17 protein-coding genes and 1 pseudogene are annotated in these 15,067 nt (G+C 63.4%); all 18 read right to left on the bottom strand.

Annotated features, from left to right (window positions below; genetic code table 11):
* Window positions 1–2: 2 nt before the first annotated feature.
* On the bottom strand, window positions 3–602 hold the full coding sequence (locus M1B35_RS27635; RefSeq protein ID WP_123336596.1) for a YmfQ family protein: 600 nt from the start codon (window positions 600–602) through the stop codon (window positions 3–5).
* Window positions 590–1,648, bottom strand: a complete 1,059-nt coding sequence (locus M1B35_RS27630; RefSeq protein WP_123336598.1) for a baseplate J/gp47 family protein — start codon at window positions 1,646–1,648, stop codon at window positions 590–592. Before M1B35_RS27630 ends, M1B35_RS27635 begins: the two co-directional genes overlap by 13 nt.
* Entirely contained in the window at window positions 1,638–2,036 is a 399-nt protein-coding gene (locus tag M1B35_RS27625; RefSeq protein ID WP_123336600.1) for a phage GP46 family protein, read from the bottom strand. Before M1B35_RS27625 ends, M1B35_RS27630 begins: the two co-directional genes overlap by 11 nt.
* Window positions 2,023–2,543: pseudogene (locus tag M1B35_RS27620) on the bottom strand (phage baseplate assembly protein V). Before M1B35_RS27620 ends, M1B35_RS27625 begins: the two are co-directional and overlap by 14 nt.
* A gap of 25 nt (window positions 2,544–2,568) precedes the next feature.
* Window positions 2,569–3,627, bottom strand: coding sequence for a phage baseplate assembly protein (locus M1B35_RS27615; protein ID WP_123336604.1), 1,059 nt, complete (start codon window positions 3,625–3,627; stop codon window positions 2,569–2,571).
* 3 nt (window positions 3,628–3,630) lie between these two features.
* Window positions 3,631–4,875 carry a DNA circularization protein gene (locus M1B35_RS27610; RefSeq protein WP_123336606.1) on the bottom strand — a complete coding sequence of 415 codons (1,245 nt, stop codon included), beginning with the start codon at window positions 4,873–4,875 and terminating at the stop codon, window positions 3,631–3,633.
* The gene (locus M1B35_RS27605) at window positions 4,868–6,460 is read right to left on the bottom strand and encodes a phage tail tape measure protein (RefSeq protein ID WP_268263640.1); all 1,593 of its coding nucleotides are present in this window, start codon (window positions 6,458–6,460) and stop codon (window positions 4,868–4,870) included. The genes M1B35_RS27610 and M1B35_RS27605 overlap by 8 nt, the downstream gene beginning before the upstream one ends.
* 130 nt (window positions 6,461–6,590) lie before the next feature.
* The gene (locus M1B35_RS27600) at window positions 6,591–6,887 is read right to left on the bottom strand and encodes a phage tail assembly protein (RefSeq protein WP_123336612.1); all 297 of its coding nucleotides are present in this window, start codon (window positions 6,885–6,887) and stop codon (window positions 6,591–6,593) included.
* Window positions 6,884–7,231, bottom strand: coding sequence for a phage tail tube protein (locus M1B35_RS27595; RefSeq protein WP_123336613.1), 348 nt, complete (start codon window positions 7,229–7,231; stop codon window positions 6,884–6,886). The genes M1B35_RS27600 and M1B35_RS27595 overlap by 4 nt, the downstream gene beginning before the upstream one ends.
* A gap of 64 nt (window positions 7,232–7,295) precedes the next feature.
* Window positions 7,296–8,792, bottom strand: coding sequence for a phage tail sheath subtilisin-like domain-containing protein (locus M1B35_RS27590; protein WP_123336615.1), 1,497 nt, complete (start codon window positions 8,790–8,792; stop codon window positions 7,296–7,298).
* Window positions 8,792–8,974 carry a DUF2635 domain-containing protein gene (locus M1B35_RS27585; RefSeq protein WP_123336617.1) on the bottom strand — a complete coding sequence of 61 codons (183 nt, stop codon included), beginning with the start codon at window positions 8,972–8,974 and terminating at the stop codon, window positions 8,792–8,794. Before M1B35_RS27585 ends, M1B35_RS27590 begins: the two co-directional genes overlap by 1 nt.
* Entirely contained in the window at window positions 8,971–9,555 is a 585-nt protein-coding gene (locus tag M1B35_RS27580; protein WP_268263639.1) for a phage tail terminator protein, read from the bottom strand. Before M1B35_RS27580 ends, M1B35_RS27585 begins: the two co-directional genes overlap by 4 nt.
* 87 nt (window positions 9,556–9,642) lie before the next feature.
* A complete protein-coding gene (locus tag M1B35_RS27575) occupies window positions 9,643–10,686 on the bottom strand; it encodes a phage late control D family protein (protein WP_268263638.1) in 1,044 nt (347 codons plus the stop codon).
* 61 nt (window positions 10,687–10,747) lie between these two features.
* Window positions 10,748–10,954 carry a tail protein X gene (locus tag M1B35_RS27570; protein ID WP_268263637.1) on the bottom strand — a complete coding sequence of 69 codons (207 nt, stop codon included), beginning with the start codon at window positions 10,952–10,954 and terminating at the stop codon, window positions 10,748–10,750.
* Window positions 10,929–11,774: a phage tail protein gene (locus M1B35_RS27565; RefSeq protein ID WP_123336625.1), complete on the bottom strand. Its 846-nt coding sequence runs from the start codon at window positions 11,772–11,774 to the stop codon at window positions 10,929–10,931. Before M1B35_RS27565 ends, M1B35_RS27570 begins: the two co-directional genes overlap by 26 nt.
* Window positions 11,775–11,783: 9 nt before the next feature.
* Window positions 11,784–14,096, bottom strand: coding sequence for a phage tail tape measure protein (locus M1B35_RS27560; RefSeq protein ID WP_268263636.1), 2,313 nt, complete (start codon window positions 14,094–14,096; stop codon window positions 11,784–11,786).
* 141 nt (window positions 14,097–14,237) lie between these two features.
* Window positions 14,238–14,543: a phage tail assembly protein gene (locus M1B35_RS27555; RefSeq protein ID WP_123336629.1), complete on the bottom strand. Its 306-nt coding sequence runs from the start codon at window positions 14,541–14,543 to the stop codon at window positions 14,238–14,240.
* Between the two features lie 12 nt (window positions 14,544–14,555).
* A complete protein-coding gene (locus M1B35_RS27550) occupies window positions 14,556–15,065 on the bottom strand; it encodes a phage major tail tube protein (RefSeq protein WP_123336630.1) in 510 nt (169 codons plus the stop codon).
* Window positions 15,066–15,067 lie beyond the last annotated feature (2 nt).

Raw genomic sequence — 15,067 nt, 5'->3', positions numbered from 1 at the left:
CCCTAGTCATAATTGATGTGCACCCGGGTATGCGCCGGTGCACTGCGATGAATCATGCATTCCAGGGCACTCCCCGGACTCATGCCAAAACGTTCCCCCCAATAGCTGGCGCCAAATCGCCGCCCCAGTTGCAGGCGGCCACCGGTGTTGAGGGTCCACATGAATTGCGCCTGCCAGGTGCCGAAATGCGCATCACCGAAACGCGAGCGCCCCATGCGCGGGGTGCGCAGTTCGGTGACGCTGGCATTGGGGTAACCCTGGCTGCGGGCGATTTCGACGAAGTAGGCGGCGCGCTGGCTGCCCACGGCAAGCAAGCGTCGGCGCACCGCCAGGCGACGATCATCGAACAGCGGCGTTGCCCCCAGGCAGGGGTCGGGCAAGTTCATGACCTGTTCCCAATCCGCCACCAACTCGCTGACGCTGGCCGGGTCCATCTCGTTTTGCAGGTCGACGGCCCGCGCGTCGATGCGCGCCAGTTCCTGGGCAATGCCTTGCAGCACCTGCTGCAACTGCGGGACGTGCTCGGGCTCCCAGGCCGGGCCGCTGGGCAGCAAGCTGCGCAGTTGGCTCAGGTACTGGGCGGCGTTTCTTAGTCCTGCCATTGGCATTCTCCAAACACCAGCAACTTGTTGCCGCCCGCCAGCACATCCGCCGTGGGTGCCAACAAACGGTGGTCGTGCTCACCGGCGGCGCTGCTGATGGCTTCGGCGATATGGGTCAGCAGCAGGGTTTCCCCAAGGCCACCTTCACGCTCATGCAGGTCCCGCAGCTGGGCCTCGACGGCAGCACGCACCGCACTGGTGTCGGGGCTCAAACGCAGGTTGTAGTGCACCGGCGTGATGTCGGGGCGCTGCACATCCACCTCGGCCGTCACCGGGCGCAGGCCGTCGATGTAGGCCTTGACCAGTGCCAGTTGCTGGTCATTGGGAACCGGTTGCGGATCGTCATCACGCATGACAAAGACCGTGACCGCCACCGGGCCGGTTTTATCGTCTGGCGCCAGGTAACGCGGGCGACACCAGGCACGGGTAATCCCCGCGCATTCCAGAGCCCAGGTTTCGTAGTCATCCGCCGAGCCGCCGTGGGGAATGATTCGGTAGGAACGAATCACCCGGGCCCGCAGGGACTCGAGGCTTTCCTCGGCCAGCCCGCCGGTCAGGCCCGGCGCCAGCACCGTGAACAGGTTGCCCACCCCCTGCACCGGCTGCACCGGAATCAGCTCCAGCCCGGCGTCGGCGTTGCCCAAAACACCGGCGTCCACCGCAGCGATCGAGGCACTGTTAAGACCGGCACGGGTGGTGACCGCGGCGGTCACTTTGTAGCTGCGACCGTCGCTGCTCTGCAGCAAGGTGTCGACATCCAGCACCGCACCGGCAGCGGCCGTAAAGCTGACACTGCCGGTGGCGCCCTGGGCGGCTTTGCGCGGTTGGTTGAGGCGCAGGATCGCCATGCGCTCCAGGGTCGGCTCATCGGCGGTGTCCGGCAGGATCTGCTCGGCGATCCAATCCAGATAACCGTACAGGCCAAAGGCGGCACCACTGAGGGTGCGCGCCAGCACTTGCGCATCGGACTGGCGCAGCGCATCGCTGGCCAGGTCGCTTTGGGTGCGCTTGATCAGCACCGGCAGCGAAGGGGTTTCAAACGGCATAGGTCACCTGCCAACTGTGATTGGGGTTGATGTCCAGGCGCTCGCCATCCGCCAGCACCAGCACCGTGCGCAGATTCAAACGCTGGGCGTCGAGGCGCTCGCTGAGGATTTCGACCGCGCTGCAATGGCCGTCTTCAACCAGCCATTGCAGGGCTTCACGGGCATAGAACTCGGCGTCGAGCTGGGTTTGCCGGGTCAGCTTGACCCGGCGCAGCAGCCACAGGCGCGAGCCGATGCGGTCGTCGGCAACACTGGGAAAACTGTCGCCCCACCAGCCGAAACGCTCCTCATCGTCGAGGGCATCGTCATCGGCGGCGCGGCGCCAGGTATAGAGGCTGATCAGCACCGAACGGGTCAGGGCCTGTTTCAGGTTGTCACTGGCAAACATCTTCAACCTCCCACCGCGCGCCGGTCTGGCCCGGGCCCGGCTGAACGCCCGAGTGCAGGTGGTTGATCTGGCTGATGCCGGCGGCGACCTGGTCGCCCTGGGAAACGATTCGGCCGCTCTGGGTCAGGGTCGGCGTATCGATGTTCACCGCCGTGGCGCGCGGATGTTCAAGGTGTCGGTTTCAATCTCGATGACCCGCCCACGCTTGAAGTGAACCTTGTCGCCCTCGTCGGTGTAGATCGCCACTTCCCCCGGCGCCAGGGCCTTGAGGCGGTAGCGGCGGTCAGCGACCACCAGCACCACAGCATGGGAACGGTCGCCCCCGAGAAAGGTGGCAATGCCCTCGGCGCCCGCCAGCGGGTTGCTGGTGAAGCCATAGGGCTCGAAATGCTCCATGTCGTCGTTCACTTCCCCGGCGGTCAGGCGCATCTGTAGCGATTGCAGTTTATTGGCCGAATTGACGAGCACGACGGTGCCGCGCGCCAACAGGCGTGTCAGTAAGCTCATGTTGAATTCCTTCAGGCCCGCGAGGTTACGCAGAAGCCGGCTTCTGGGTTTTCGCCGGGGTGGGGTTGGCGTCAAAGGTATGGGGTGGCGCCACCGCCAAGGTGGTGACCGACCCCTGCTCGGACAGCGTGTAGGTGACCTTGGAAATCAGCAGGTCCTGATCGAAACCCAGCACCGGGTCGATCACTCGCACCAGGGTGTTGTGCCGCCACAAATCACCGTTGGCCTGGCGCCAACCCTGGACCCGGTAGACCGTGCTCAGGGCCTTGCCGGCGCGGCTCACGCTTTCCCAGTTGGCCCGTTGCTGGGCCAGTTCCGGGCTCAACTGGGCGGCTTCGCTGATCACCGTGATGCGTTTGCGCAAGACCTTGGGGTCCTTGGCCTGGCCAAACACCTCGCTGACCGCCGCGCCGCTTTTCTGGTCGCTGCCCTTGTGCTGGCCAATCACCCGGTACTCGGAGAACTGGCTGCTGAAATCCATCGCTGCCTGGGCCGAGAGAATGTTCTTGCCCAGCTCCAGCACGTCGCTGGCGCGCCCGCCACTGCCCGGCGCCGCCAGCAGCAAATTGCCTTCGGCATCGTCGGTGGAGAACACCCGGTACAGGGTCAGCAAGCGATCGATGGACGCGAACACCGTCTCCCCCGGGACAATGCTGTGGGTGTGCAACTTGCTAGTGGGCGCAATTTCGCTGCGCACGCCCACCCCGTAAGTGCCGGCCAGGGCCCGCACGATGCTCAGCAGGTCTTGCTGGCGCCACTGCCCGGGCTGGTTGAGCGCCGCGCAGTCCACCAGGTCCTGGGTCAGCGAACTGCCCTGGATGCTCAGGCTGATCTGCTTGTCGTCATAGCTGATGGGCGCCTTGAACACATAGCCGTTGAGCACCAGGTCGCAACCAATGCGCACCTGGCAACGCGCCCCGGGCAGGATCCGCACCGGCTGGTCCTGCCCCGGCCACTGCCAGGTGATGGTCAGGCTGAAGGTGCGAAATTGCCGCTCCAGGTCGGCGCTGATCTCGACACTTTTCCAGCCGCTGTACTCCAGGCCGTCCACGGTCAGGGTGACGATATTTGCCAATTCATCCATGACTTACTCCCGCGCCACTTGCACGTCAGCCGGTGGCAGAAAGCCCGGATGGGCCACCCGATTGCGCTGTACTACTTCACCCACCCGGGTGGCATCGGCAAAGCGCTGATAGGCCAGGACCAGGGCCGGCATGCTCTGCTTGGGGCTGAGGCTGATCAGCCGCACCCCCGACGAAGCCACGGCATTGAGGTGCGACTGCAATTGCTGGCGCAGGGTGTTGAGCACTTGGTAATGCACCGCGTCGGCCTTGAGCGCGGCTTGCCAGATCACCTCGTTGACCCGCTCGCGCAGGGCCAGTACATCGTCGGCCACCGGCACTTGCAAACGCTGCACCGGCTGGGCCGCCTGCTGCGCCACAGACGGCGTGGTGGTCAGTTTCACCACCGGCGTGGCCACCGGCATCGCTGCCGCCAACCGAGCCATCTGCACCAGCAGCACGTCCTGGACCAGGTTGGCCACGGCCTGGGCGGTGGCGGTGCTGTCCTTGCCGGTGGTCAGTTTCGGCACGTCGACCTGCTTGGCCGACTCCACTTGCTGGGACAGGTCGGCGAGCATTTTGCGGTAGCCATCGCGGGCAAAATCCTCAAGCCCGCGGACGTCTTCCAGCAGCCCGTTGAACGCCGTGCTCAACTCCTTGGGCAACGCCTTGACCGCCTTGACCAGGGCCGTGACGTCCCCATACAACTCGATCAGCGGCTTGAACTCCTTCTGGATCACTTCGAAGACCTGGGTCAGGCCCTTGCGCAGTTCCTCGATCCCGACCCGCGCCAGTTTGATCAAGGCCATCGCCTGCTCAAAGCGCAGCACCGCCGCGCCCAACAGGCGGTCGCTGGCCACCAGCAACTGCTGCTGGGTGTTGACCGCCGCCACCGGGAACGGCAGCGGCGGTGCGGGGTAGAACTTCAGGCTGAAGGTCACCAGCCCGCCGTCCTGGCGGGTCTGGGTCATTTCGCATTCACCGACCTTGACCTGCATCCGCCCCAACCAGGGGTGAACCAGCTCACCACTGCCCTGCTCCAGCGCCTGGAGCAACTGGTCACGCTGCTCCAGGCAATTGGCGCCGACAACAAAGGCCGTCAGGTCGTGGATTTTTGTCTGCTGGCCCAAGCCTTCGAAAAACGCCTGGTCGCGCTGGGGATACTCGTGCAACTGGCCTTTGCGGCCCACCGGGGTTTTCGCCGTGTCGACCCAAAAGGCCACACCGCGAAAGGACGCCGGCAACAAACGATCACGCCAGTTATCAGGCATAGGAACCTCCCAGGGAAAGTGAGCGATAACCAATGGTCGAGGCCACGCTCAGGCCGGGTTGATTGGTCTTGGCCTGTTCGGCGCGCAGGCCTGCCGGTGCGTTTTCAAAGCGCAGGGTCAACCCGCCCTCCAACTGCGCACGGTTATTCACCGCCAGCTGTTGCAGCAACGAGCTGGAGCTTTGTGGCAACGAACTGGACAGGGCCAAACCGCTGGAGGCCTGATCGGCATCCTTGCGGAAAAAACCAGGCACTTGAGCACCGCCTTCGGCATCGGAACCCTGGGAACCAAAGAAGCCTCGTACACTGCTGCCGGCCTTCTCCATCAAGCCGCCTATGCCGCTGATGGCCTCCCTGATAGGCGCCAGCACCACCTCGAGCTGCTCTCCCCAACCGACAAACCATGCGATCAGCGCGTCCCAATAGGGGCTCACCATTTCCACAGGTGACCAGTCGAACACCGACTTGAAGGTGTCCATGAACGCTGAGGCCATTCCCTTCAGGGACTCCCAGAGCCCGGTAAAGTAAGCACCCAGCGAGTCCCAGATGTCCGTGATCAGGACCATCGGATTCCAGGAGAACCTTGTCTTCAACTCATCGAAGAGACCCAACGCCTGGGTCTTGATCTGCTGCCACGTCTCACTGAAAAAGCCCGTAACCGTTGCCCAGTTGTTGATCAGCAACATCGTCGGCGTCCAGCTGAAAAACTCCTTAAGCGTTTCCTTGACCTGCACGGCAGCGGCAGGAATCCGCTTCAGGATGCCGATCAGAAAACCACTGAGGTCGCCCCAAAGCCCTGCAAGCACCGCTTTCGGCGACCAATTAAACAGGGCCTTGAATTCAGCCCAGCCCTTATCCACTGCAGCGCCAATAGACGCCCATAGACCGGAAAAAAACTCCGTCACAGAAGCCCACCCGCTGACCAGCGTTTCAACCGGGCTCCACTCGAGCGCGCTTTTGATCCGGTCCCAATTCGCGACTATCAGCCCTGCCACAACCGCTACCACCGCCGCAGCGATCCCCAAGGGAGACGCCAGCACACCAAACACCGTAGCAGCTCCCATTGCAGCGGCAGTCACCACCACAAACGCCACGGCGGCGGCAGCCAAGCCTTCAACCAGTGACGGGTTGTTCGCTACAAATTCGCCGATGCTGGTCAGCATCGGCTGCAGGCCCGTCACCATGTTGTTAATGGCTGGCAACAAGGCGCTACCGATATTCTTGGAGATGCCCTCGACGGCCTCATCGAACTGTTTAAGGTTCTTCGCCGTATCCCCGAGCGCACCCTTGGAGTTTTTCTGCCCCAAAGACTTGGCATGGGCCACGGCCAGCTCATTCTCGGCCTTGATCGCCGCCTGCACGCCCGTTACAAAGGGCGCAATCAACCCTGTACCCGAAACCAGCGACGAAAAATTCAGGTCGCCTAGTCCGTTATCGTCCATGTGTTCCCTGAACTTGCTGACCTGTAGACGTACCCCGGTCAGTTCGTAATCCAGCGTCTTGGCGTCAGCCGCCGCAGCGGCCGCGATGGCGGCCACCGGTTGACTGGTTTTACTCCCACTCGTTTTCTTTGATTTGTTCGCCATCACTGCACCTGCTGCATCGCATTGATCCGTTGCGCGTGCTCCAGGGATTCCCGGAGCACATCCAGTGGCCTGGCCATCATCTGTTCGGGGTCAACCTTCCAGAACCAGGCCAGGTCATAGGCGACAGCGATCAGGTCGGCGATGGCTGCGATGCCGCACTCATGAAAAAACTCGCCACCGCCCAGCTCAGGGCGTTGAGGTCGGCCAGGTCCAGTTGGTTGACCGAAGACGGTGGAATGCCGGCGCACACCGCGATGTATTTGGCGGCGATGTCCATGTCCAGGCTGACTTCTTCGCTCTTGTCGATCTTGTACGGCAGCGCCTTGATCGCGCGCACTTCCTGCACCGTAGGGCGGCGCAGGGCGAGTTCGCTCAAGGGCTCGCCGTGGGCGTCGATGGGCACGTGCAGCTTCACGATGTTGCTCATTGCCAGGTCCCCTTCTGCCCTTCGAAATTCAGTTCGATGGTGGCGTCATCGCCCTTGGCCACCGGCTCGTCCACCAGGTAGGCGCCGGCCAGCACATAGACTTTGCCGTTGGCGAATTCGCAGGTGACGGTCATGTCGGAACCGGCGATCAGCTGTTTGAGTGGAAAGTCCGGGGTGTGCAACGCCGTGACCTTGAAGGACGGGGTGAGGTCGGTTTCCTTGTAGAAACCCGGAACCACGGTTTCCCGTTTGACGGCCATCAGCGGAGCCTCGCAGCCGCCGTTGATGGTCAGTTGAGCGCCGTCCACTTTGACGTAGCAGGTGCCCGCAATCAGTTGACCCATGATGTTTCTCCCAAAAAATAAGCCCGCTCAAGGCGGGCTGAAAAGACGCAGTGCGGTCGGCGGTTCAGGCCGCAGCGTCGTACTGCAGACGGAACTGGTTGAGCAGCGCGAAGACCCGCAGGCCATTGATGTAGTCCGGCGGGAACAGCACGTTGACTCGGCTCGGGTCCTGCACGTCGCGCTCGACGATCAGGTGCTCGGCGAACAGCTCGGCGTTCTCCACGTGGCCTTCCAGTTCCAGCTTGGCGTACTGGGCGATCAGTTCACCGCGAATGGTGCTCGGGGTGACGATGGGCTGGCCGGCGCCGAAACGGGTGCCGTCGGCAGCCAACTTGTGGCGCCCGTACTTGCTGGTGATCACGCTTTGCAGGCGGCGCACGATAAACGCCGACTGGTGCATGGTTTCGCTGTCCAGGTAGGAGTTGTCGGCCTGGCCGTAGGCGTTCTTCTGGTAGGTGGTGATCGAACGCTGGATGCGCACGTAACCGCCTTCGTAATAGGCCGTAGCGATGCCGTAGTTGAGCAGCGACTGGCGCTCGGTCAGGGTGAAACGCTCGCTGGCGGGGGCCGGATCGACACCGGGCAGGCTGCCGCTTTGGGTCGGACGGCTGGCGTCTGCGGAAATAAACACCGCGGTGCGCGCCGCCAAGGCTGCCGCCTGGACCCACACCGGTTGCGGAACGCCGATTTCCAGGGCCTGGAGGGTGACGTGCTGGTCGTTGCGTGCCTGGCCAGCAGTCACCAGGGTGCCGACGGTGCCGCGCTTGGCGCTGTAGACGTGGCCGAACAGTTGCTTGGCCCAGGACCAGCGGCCGGTGCTGTCGTCCATCGCACCTTGCCAGGCGTTCAGGCTGGCGGTGTCGGTCCAGGGCATGCAGATGAACTCGAAGGGCTCGTCACCCAGGGCCGCCAGGGCCGCGACCTGATCCGGCACGCCGGTGCCACCGGCCATCTTGCCGACCACCAGGGTCAGGCCGGCGGGCGTCTCTTCGCCATTGCTCTTGCCCAGGCGATTGAACTGCAGGCTGATGTCGTTACCGCTGTCGCCGGTCCATTTGGCGCTCAGGGTCACGGTGGCGTCCACGACAGCCGCGGTCACCGGTAGATCCACGGCCGCATTGATTTTCAGGGCCAGGGCGCTGGCGGCCTGGGCGGCGGTGGCGCCACTGACGATGGACGCCTGCACCCGCACGCCACCGACGTACAGATTGAGCAGGCCGCTTTCGCTGGCGGCGCCGGTGATCTTCACCTCGGCCTTGGCCACGCTGCCTTCAGTGCTGTGCAGCGGCAGGCACCAGATCTCGCCCACCGGGTCGGTCTTGCGCCAGGTTTCGTACATCGAGGCAAGCATCGAACCCTGCCCACCGATGCTCTTGGCCAGCGCCACGCTGGACACCAGCACCAGCTTGCCGAGGTCGTCACCGGCTTGATTGTCATTGACCTGGGCGACCAGCAAGCGGCGCATGGCCGACGAGGCGCTATTGGCTGCCGAGTTGTCCATCTCGGCGTAGAACAGCGGTACACGGATGTCCGCCGGGATATTGCTGAAACCGATCGCCATTATTTGGCTCCTTGAGATTTCGCCGTCTTCACGGCTTTGGTGGTGATATCGCCATCGGCCAGACGTCGGCGCCACCAGGCGCTGTCCGACACTTCACGGCCCGAGGCCGGCAGCAGGTCGCCGGCCTCCGGGTCCGGTACGGCACGGCCGGCGACCGGCAGCACAGTGATGCGTTTGCTCATTGCGTTAGCTCTCCTGAAAAACTCAGTTCCAGGCGCCCGTCAGGCCCTGGACGTTTCAAGTTGGGGTCGGCCGGGTCGATGGCATCGACCCGCACCGTGACCCCGGTAAAAGACGGCAAGCCGTCCAGTTCGCGCTCGTGCCAGGTTTCCGCCGGTTGGCTGGACAGGTTGCGTCCCAGTTGGAACTCGGCGAAAAAAACCAGGCGATACAGCAAGCGGGTGGCGTTGAGGGACACCCGCTCACCGCCGTCGTATTGGATGGGGTTGTACTCGGCACCCGGTTTGAAACCGACCAGGGCCAGCCAGAGTTCGGCGCGCAGGTCGTGGAGCTGGTCCAGGGCCTGCTGCGGGTTGCCGGCGTCCAGCAGCAGGAGCACTTCGAAGCGGTCGCGGATGCTCTGCCGATGGGCGTTTTGGGCACTGTTGGCAGTGGCCAGGTCGTTGCTCGGGGCGATGTACGCCGCCGGTACCGGTTGCGTGGTGTGACTGGTCAGGCTGTCGAGGTCGACGCCGGCCAGGATGCGCCCAGCGAGGCTGGGGCAGTGATTTTGCAGCTGATCGAAAACAGCGCTGAGTTTCATCGAGAGACTCCTGCGGGTTGGCCGCATCACAAGGGGGAATAACGCGCGGGCTCTAGGCCAAGCCGAATAAGCGCCCGACGAGCAGGCTTACCGCGGCACCACTTTGAGCGGCTTGCTGGCGGGTTTTTTCTTGCCCGCGGCCTTGGCCTTGCCTTGCTTGCCGGCGTTGCACTCGACCGTGGTGCTCCACCCGGACGGGTTGAACAACTGCTCGACCGAGTCCAGCAGGTACTGGCCATCGAGCCCGCCCTTGAAGCCCAGGGCGTTGATCATGCGTTCCGCAAACAGGTCGGTACGCCCGGGCATGTCCAGGCGCAGGCTGGCGGTGCTGCGGTTGAAAGCCGCCAGGCGCGCACTGGCCGCCTGCTCGGCGGCGGCCTTGTTCGGGTAGAGGTGCCGATCGGTATGCACGGACGGCACACCGGCGGGCGACTGGCTGTTACGCAGGTCGACGACCTTGAGTTCTCCGGTCTTTTTGTCCTGGTGCTTGGTCTGCACCGCCTTTTGCGTGCTGCCGTCGCTCAGGCGGAATTGATAGCGGTTCACGTCGCGGCGGGTGACTGTAACCACCCCCAACACCTTGCCGCTGGCACTCAACCCGGCCTGGCGGGGCAACACCAGCAACTTGCCTTCAGCCACCTTGGCGGTGCAGTCGTATTGCCGGGCCAGGCGGGTGATGAAGTTGAAGTCGGACTCATTGAGTTGATCGACCCGCGGCACCTTGGTGGCGACCGGGCACAAGGGCGTCCAGCCGTTGCGAACCGCCAGGTCATGGACAATCTGCTGCAACGGGACGTTTTCCCAACTGCCACTGCGGGTGGTCTTGCCACTGCCGCGCATGTCGCTGGCCTTGCCGCGGATCTCGATAGAGTCCGGCGGCCCCGTCACCACCACCTCATCCACCGTGTAGCGCCCGAGGCGGGTCAGCGGCAGGCCGGCGTAGCCCATGAACACCTCAATGATGGCGCCACGCTTAGGCAACGCCACGGCGCCGTCGCGGTCATCGATACGCAGCTCGAATTCATCCGACTCCATCCCGGGCTTGTCCGTCGTGCGCAGCGTCAGCAGCCGGTCGTTGATCAGGGCGGTGATGTCCCGGCCGTCGGCAACGATTCGAAACTCTGGGGTCATGGCCCACGCTCCAGAAAAAGAAAACCCCACACGCGGTGGGGTCTGTGGGTGGGGCTGGCAATCAGTCCCACAGTTGAACCAGGGCCTGTGCCTGGATCGGCAAGACGGGCAGCACGATCAATACCCCTGCCCGAAACGGCTGTGCTTCGTCGGCCAAGCCCTGGTTGGCATCCAACACCGCCTCGACACTGCCATTGAGGTGCCCGTAGTACTGCTGGCACAGCGTATCGAGCAGGTCCCCGTCAGACGTTCTGCAGGTCGTCGCCATAACTTACAAACTCCAGTGAAAAGCCTTGTTTACGGGGAATACCACCGGCCAGCAGGTGGCTCTGATCTTCGTCAATGCGGGTCAGGCACCAGGTGCCCAGCACTTCACCGTAGCCAGTGGTCAGGCTCAACGGCAGCAAGCGACTCCCAATGCTACGCAGCGCCTGCAACTGCCCGAGCCCGCCCTTGAACCCCGGAAAGATCGCGCCCTTGAGGGTGATGCTCTCAGTGCCCTGGCCCACCGCCTGCTGGGCGACACTGCGGCTCAGACGCTCCTGGCCAGACCAGCGAAACCCGGTCTGGCGGTGCAGCTCGTCAAAGGCCGCGGTGTCGACGTTGAAGTAGTAAGGCTGAGAAACGCCCCCCAGCGGCTGCAAGATCAGCAAGTGTGGAAAGGGCTTCACCGCCTCGGCCGCCGGAGTGCTCGGCTCGGCAAACGCCTCACTCGGGAAAATATTGCCCAGGGCCGGGCTGATCTGCCCGCCGATCCGGTTGATCGCTGCGCCCGCCTTGGCGGTCTGCTCCTGCAGGGCACCAAGGCGCTGCTGGATCTGTGCGGCGGCGGTCACGACCTGGCTGTACTTGGCCGCCACCTCACCGACCACGGACTGTGCGGCGCTGATGCTGCGCATCGTGCGCTGCAACTTGGCGCCCAACACAGGCCCGACGAAGGGCATGTTCTCCAGCTCCGAGGCAGCGCCAGCGATGTCGCTGATGGCGCCATTCATCGGCCCCAGCATCTCATCTGCACTGCGCCGCCCCGCTTCTGCCGCCGCCACCAGGGACTCAAGCCCCGAGTGCAACTGTTCCATATAGGCCATGCCACCTCCTTAAACGTGTGGGGGGTCGAACAACTGGCGGGCGGTCGCCTGCCGGCTGTATTCGTCGAACTGAAAGCGCAAATAGGGCTCCAGCTCACGGGCCAGTTGGGCGGGGTCTTTGACATCCTCCTGGACCGAGATCGACAGGTAGGGCGCGAAGCTGAATTGCTGCTCAAGCACCGGCGATGCCTGTGACGCGAACGACTGCGGCGGGTTGATCGTGGCCAGTGTCGATGCAGAGGGCGACGGACTCTCCATCGAACGCACCACCTGCCCCATCATCAAGGGTGTCTCGCGTGGCTTGAACGATTTGGCGATGTCGCCCATGACCGGCGGGATAGTCTGCCCAGCATTGGCCATCATCAGCGGGCCGGCTGCGGGCAGCCTCTTGAGCGACTCATCAGAGCCGAACATCTTTTTACCCAAGGCACCGCCCAAGGCAGAACCGCCCCAGGCACCGAACGCCCCCCCGATCAAACCACCAATCACTGTTCCAATCACCGGCACCGCGGAGCCAATGGCGGCACCCGCAGCGGCACCGGCCAGGGTCCCGGCGAGATTGCCTGCCGCCTCGCCATAGCCCTCAGCTTTTTCATCCTGGGTCTTGGCGTTCTGGTAAACATCCGCCACCTGGAAACCGGCGCTGATCACCGAGAGCAGCGAGCCCCCCCTGAATCCCTTCGCCACGGATGCGGCGTCTTTCAGCGCAGTGCCCGGCACTCCGGGCGCAGTGGCACCCTTGGGCAGTTTCTCCAAGCCACTGGGCGTCAGAGGGTTCTTCAATCCACCTGCCCCCTTCGAACGGCTGTTGCCAGAGTTGCCAGACTGGCCACGAGCGCCACCTCGGGGACTTCTGCGCCCCCCACGGCTCCTACGGCGCTTGTTGTCTGCACAGCAACCAACCGTTGACTGAACACAGCCCAGCCCCCCCGCCTTGCTCGCTGACACCCGCTTTGCCACCTCGGGGTCGATCTTCAAAGACCCCCGGAGGACATTGAGCAGGCCCTTGCCAAGGGTGTACGCGGCCATCAGGTTTTTTATCGCGACAAAGCCAACACCCACGGCCGCCAGCCCTAGCACTAACGGAGGAGCCGCCCCCGCCAGTTCAGTCAGTTTGCCGACCACCAGGGTGATGCCTTTGGCCACCTGATCCGTGGCGGGGCGCAAGGCCTCTCCAATGGCCAGCATGCCGTTGTCGACCGCTTGCTCGGTTTCAGCCCACAACTGCTTGGAGAGTTGCCGGCGCTGGGCGAGGTTCTCGTCGAGAGCGCCCGAAGCACTCAACGAACGCTTGCTCAACGCCTCATAACGCTCCCGGCTCTGCGAGTCAGTCAGAGCAGCGGCCTTGAGCGCATCGCCAGTGCCGAGTTTTTCTATCCAGTTATTCAACTGGCTGGCGGCCTCATCGGGACTACCACCCGTACTCATCTGCACTTGCAGCATCGACCCCAACTGGCTCACCGCCTGCATGCCGGTAAGCCCTCCCGCGCTCGCGCTCTTGAGCAGCGCCGGCAGCAGACGGGCCATATCGGCCGCCTCGAAGTTGCCCTCCTGCCCCTGCAGGGCGATGGCCTCCAGGGCGCTCTCCATGACCTTGGGGTCGTCGATCTTGGCTTGCAACTCCAGGGCCCGCATCAGATTCGCGGTGTTTTCGGCACTTGCGCCCTGGCCCACCGCAAACTTCGCCGCCAGCGGGGCATAGCCCTGGGCCTTGTCCAGCGACATACCATTGACGAGCATCTTGCTCACCAGCCCGGCCACCTCGTTGCGGCCCATTCCCGTGTCTTTCGCCGCCTGCATGACGGATTGACTCAACTGCGCTTCCCGGGGCGTGTTGGCAACATTGGCCTTGATCGCCATGTCACGGATAAGCGCCTGATAATCGGCACTGACCTTGACCGGAGCTTTCAGTGTGTCGACACCGATCTTGGCCCAACCATAAGCCGCCTTGAGGTCGGTCTTGCCCTGATCGATCTGCTGCTGCCCACGGGCCTTAAGCTCTGAACCACGAGCCACTGCGCCCAGGGCCTGATACTCCTCACGCAGTTGATGGACCAGGACACCCTGCTTGCGCAGCCCATTCCGGTTGTTTTCCAGACTGCGCCACAACCCGGCGGCGGAAGCAGCGCCACGATCGTGAGCCTTTTGCCATGCGTCCTGCAGACGCAAGGTTTCACCAATGGTTTTTTCCAACACCCTGGCATTGTTGCCTTGCGCTTCCAGTTTTTTGATCCGGTCTTCCACCGTCTTGAAGGCGGCGTCCAACGTCGAACTGACGGCAGCACCAATCACCACCAGCCCTGATACCAGTTTGCTCGCCATCTGCTACTCCTGATCCTGCGGTGAAGGGCTCAATCCGTGAGCCACCAGACCATGTCGCTAAAGCGCATGGTCATGATCTCCTCGGCGGAAAAATGCAGCTCGCTGGCGAGCCGCTTCGCCGCCATCTTCATCACCGCCGGGTCAAAGCTCGTCGTCTTGCACCAGGCGAAAATAACCGGCCTGCAGGCGCTGGTAGTCCTTGAGGGCCATGCCCTCCAGGTCCTTGGCGCTGATCTCGGCCAGGCTGGCAAACAGGATCAGCTCGCGCTGCTCATCGTCGCCAGCGGCCGCCGCATTGGCCGCACGCACATCGCGCACGGTCGGGGCTCGCAGCGTGACCTTGTCGCAGACCACGCCATTCATCTCCACCGGTTTGCTGAGGCTGACAGCGACGCTGTCGCTGCCGAGGATCATCCAGTCCGGGACTTTTTTCAGTGCTTGAGACATCGGAAGTTTTCCTTACAGGCCCAGGGCCGAGCGTTGAGTGGCGAGTTGGTCGACGCCGTTGATCACGCGCTTCATACCCAGTGCATCGATCTCATAGATCAGGCGACCGTCCACTTCGAGCTTGTAGTACGTCAGGGCCACGTTGTGCTTGATCTCGGCCTTGTCGCCGGATTTCCAGTCGCCCATGTCGACCTCCTTGAGCAGCCCGCGCAGGGTCACGATCACCGGGGTGACCTTGCCCTTGAGCCCCTTGAAGGCGCCACGGAACACGCCGTTGAAGCCGGTGCTGTCTGCCAGGCCGAAGAGTTTCAGCGACTCACGGCGCACACCGGTGGTGCTGAACGCGGCCTCTTGTTTCTCCATGCCCATGTCCAGTTCCACCGCCACGTCCATGCCGCCGACACGATGCTCCTCGGTCTTGAGGGTCAACTTGGGCAGGGTCAGGCTCGGCACGTCGCCTTGAAAGCTGATGCCATCGACGAACAGGTTCATGTTCGCCAGGGTTTCGGGAATCATTGCCATTG

This window comes from Pseudomonas morbosilactucae, assembly GCF_023241665.1.
Taxonomy (GTDB): domain Bacteria; phylum Pseudomonadota; class Gammaproteobacteria; order Pseudomonadales; family Pseudomonadaceae; genus Aquipseudomonas; species Aquipseudomonas morbosilactucae.
This window is presented reverse-complemented; position numbering and strand designations above follow the sequence as displayed.

Excerpts from the sequence above, each read along its gene's own strand:
- M1B35_RS27610 (WP_123336606.1), bottom strand. The coding sequence starts at position 4,875 with ATGCCTGATAACTGGCGTGATCGTTTGTTGCCGGCGTCCTTTCGCGGT.
- M1B35_RS27570 (WP_268263637.1), bottom strand. The coding sequence starts at position 10,954 with ATGGCGACGACCTGCAGAACGTCTGACGGGGACCTGCTCGATACGCTG.
- M1B35_RS27615 (WP_123336604.1), bottom strand. The coding sequence starts at position 3,627 with ATGGATGAATTGGCAAATATCGTCACCCTGACCGTGGACGGCCTGGAG.
- M1B35_RS27565 (WP_123336625.1), bottom strand. The coding sequence starts at position 11,774 with ATGGCCTATATGGAACAGTTGCACTCGGGGCTTGAGTCCCTGGTGGCG.
- M1B35_RS27595 (WP_123336613.1), bottom strand. The coding sequence starts at position 7,231 with ATGGGTCAACTGATTGCGGGCACCTGCTACGTCAAAGTGGACGGCGCT.
- M1B35_RS27630 (WP_123336598.1), bottom strand. The coding sequence starts at position 1,648 with ATGCCGTTTGAAACCCCTTCGCTGCCGGTGCTGATCAAGCGCACCCAA.
- M1B35_RS27590 (WP_123336615.1), bottom strand. The coding sequence starts at position 8,792 with ATGGCGATCGGTTTCAGCAATATCCCGGCGGACATCCGTGTACCGCTG.
- M1B35_RS27575 (WP_268263638.1), bottom strand. The coding sequence starts at position 10,686 with ATGACCCCAGAGTTTCGAATCGTTGCCGACGGCCGGGACATCACCGCC.
- M1B35_RS27585 (WP_123336617.1), bottom strand. The coding sequence starts at position 8,974 with ATGAGCAAACGCATCACTGTGCTGCCGGTCGCCGGCCGTGCCGTACCG.
- M1B35_RS27580 (WP_268263639.1), bottom strand. The coding sequence starts at position 9,555 with ATGAAACTCAGCGCTGTTTTCGATCAGCTGCAAAATCACTGCCCCAGC.
- M1B35_RS27600 (WP_123336612.1), bottom strand. The coding sequence starts at position 6,887 with ATGAGCAACATCGTGAAGCTGCACGTGCCCATCGACGCCCACGGCGAG.
- M1B35_RS27560 (WP_268263636.1), bottom strand. The coding sequence starts at position 14,096 with ATGGCGAGCAAACTGGTATCAGGGCTGGTGGTGATTGGTGCTGCCGTC.
- M1B35_RS27605 (WP_268263640.1), bottom strand. The coding sequence starts at position 6,460 with ATGGCGAACAAATCAAAGAAAACGAGTGGGAGTAAAACCAGTCAACCG.
- M1B35_RS27550 (WP_123336630.1), bottom strand. The coding sequence starts at position 15,065 with ATGGCAATGATTCCCGAAACCCTGGCGAACATGAACCTGTTCGTCGAT.
- M1B35_RS27625 (WP_123336600.1), bottom strand. The coding sequence starts at position 2,036 with ATGTTTGCCAGTGACAACCTGAAACAGGCCCTGACCCGTTCGGTGCTG.
- M1B35_RS27555 (WP_123336629.1), bottom strand. The coding sequence starts at position 14,543 with ATGTCTCAAGCACTGAAAAAAGTCCCGGACTGGATGATCCTCGGCAGC.
- M1B35_RS27635 (WP_123336596.1), bottom strand. The coding sequence starts at position 602 with ATGGCAGGACTAAGAAACGCCGCCCAGTACCTGAGCCAACTGCGCAGC.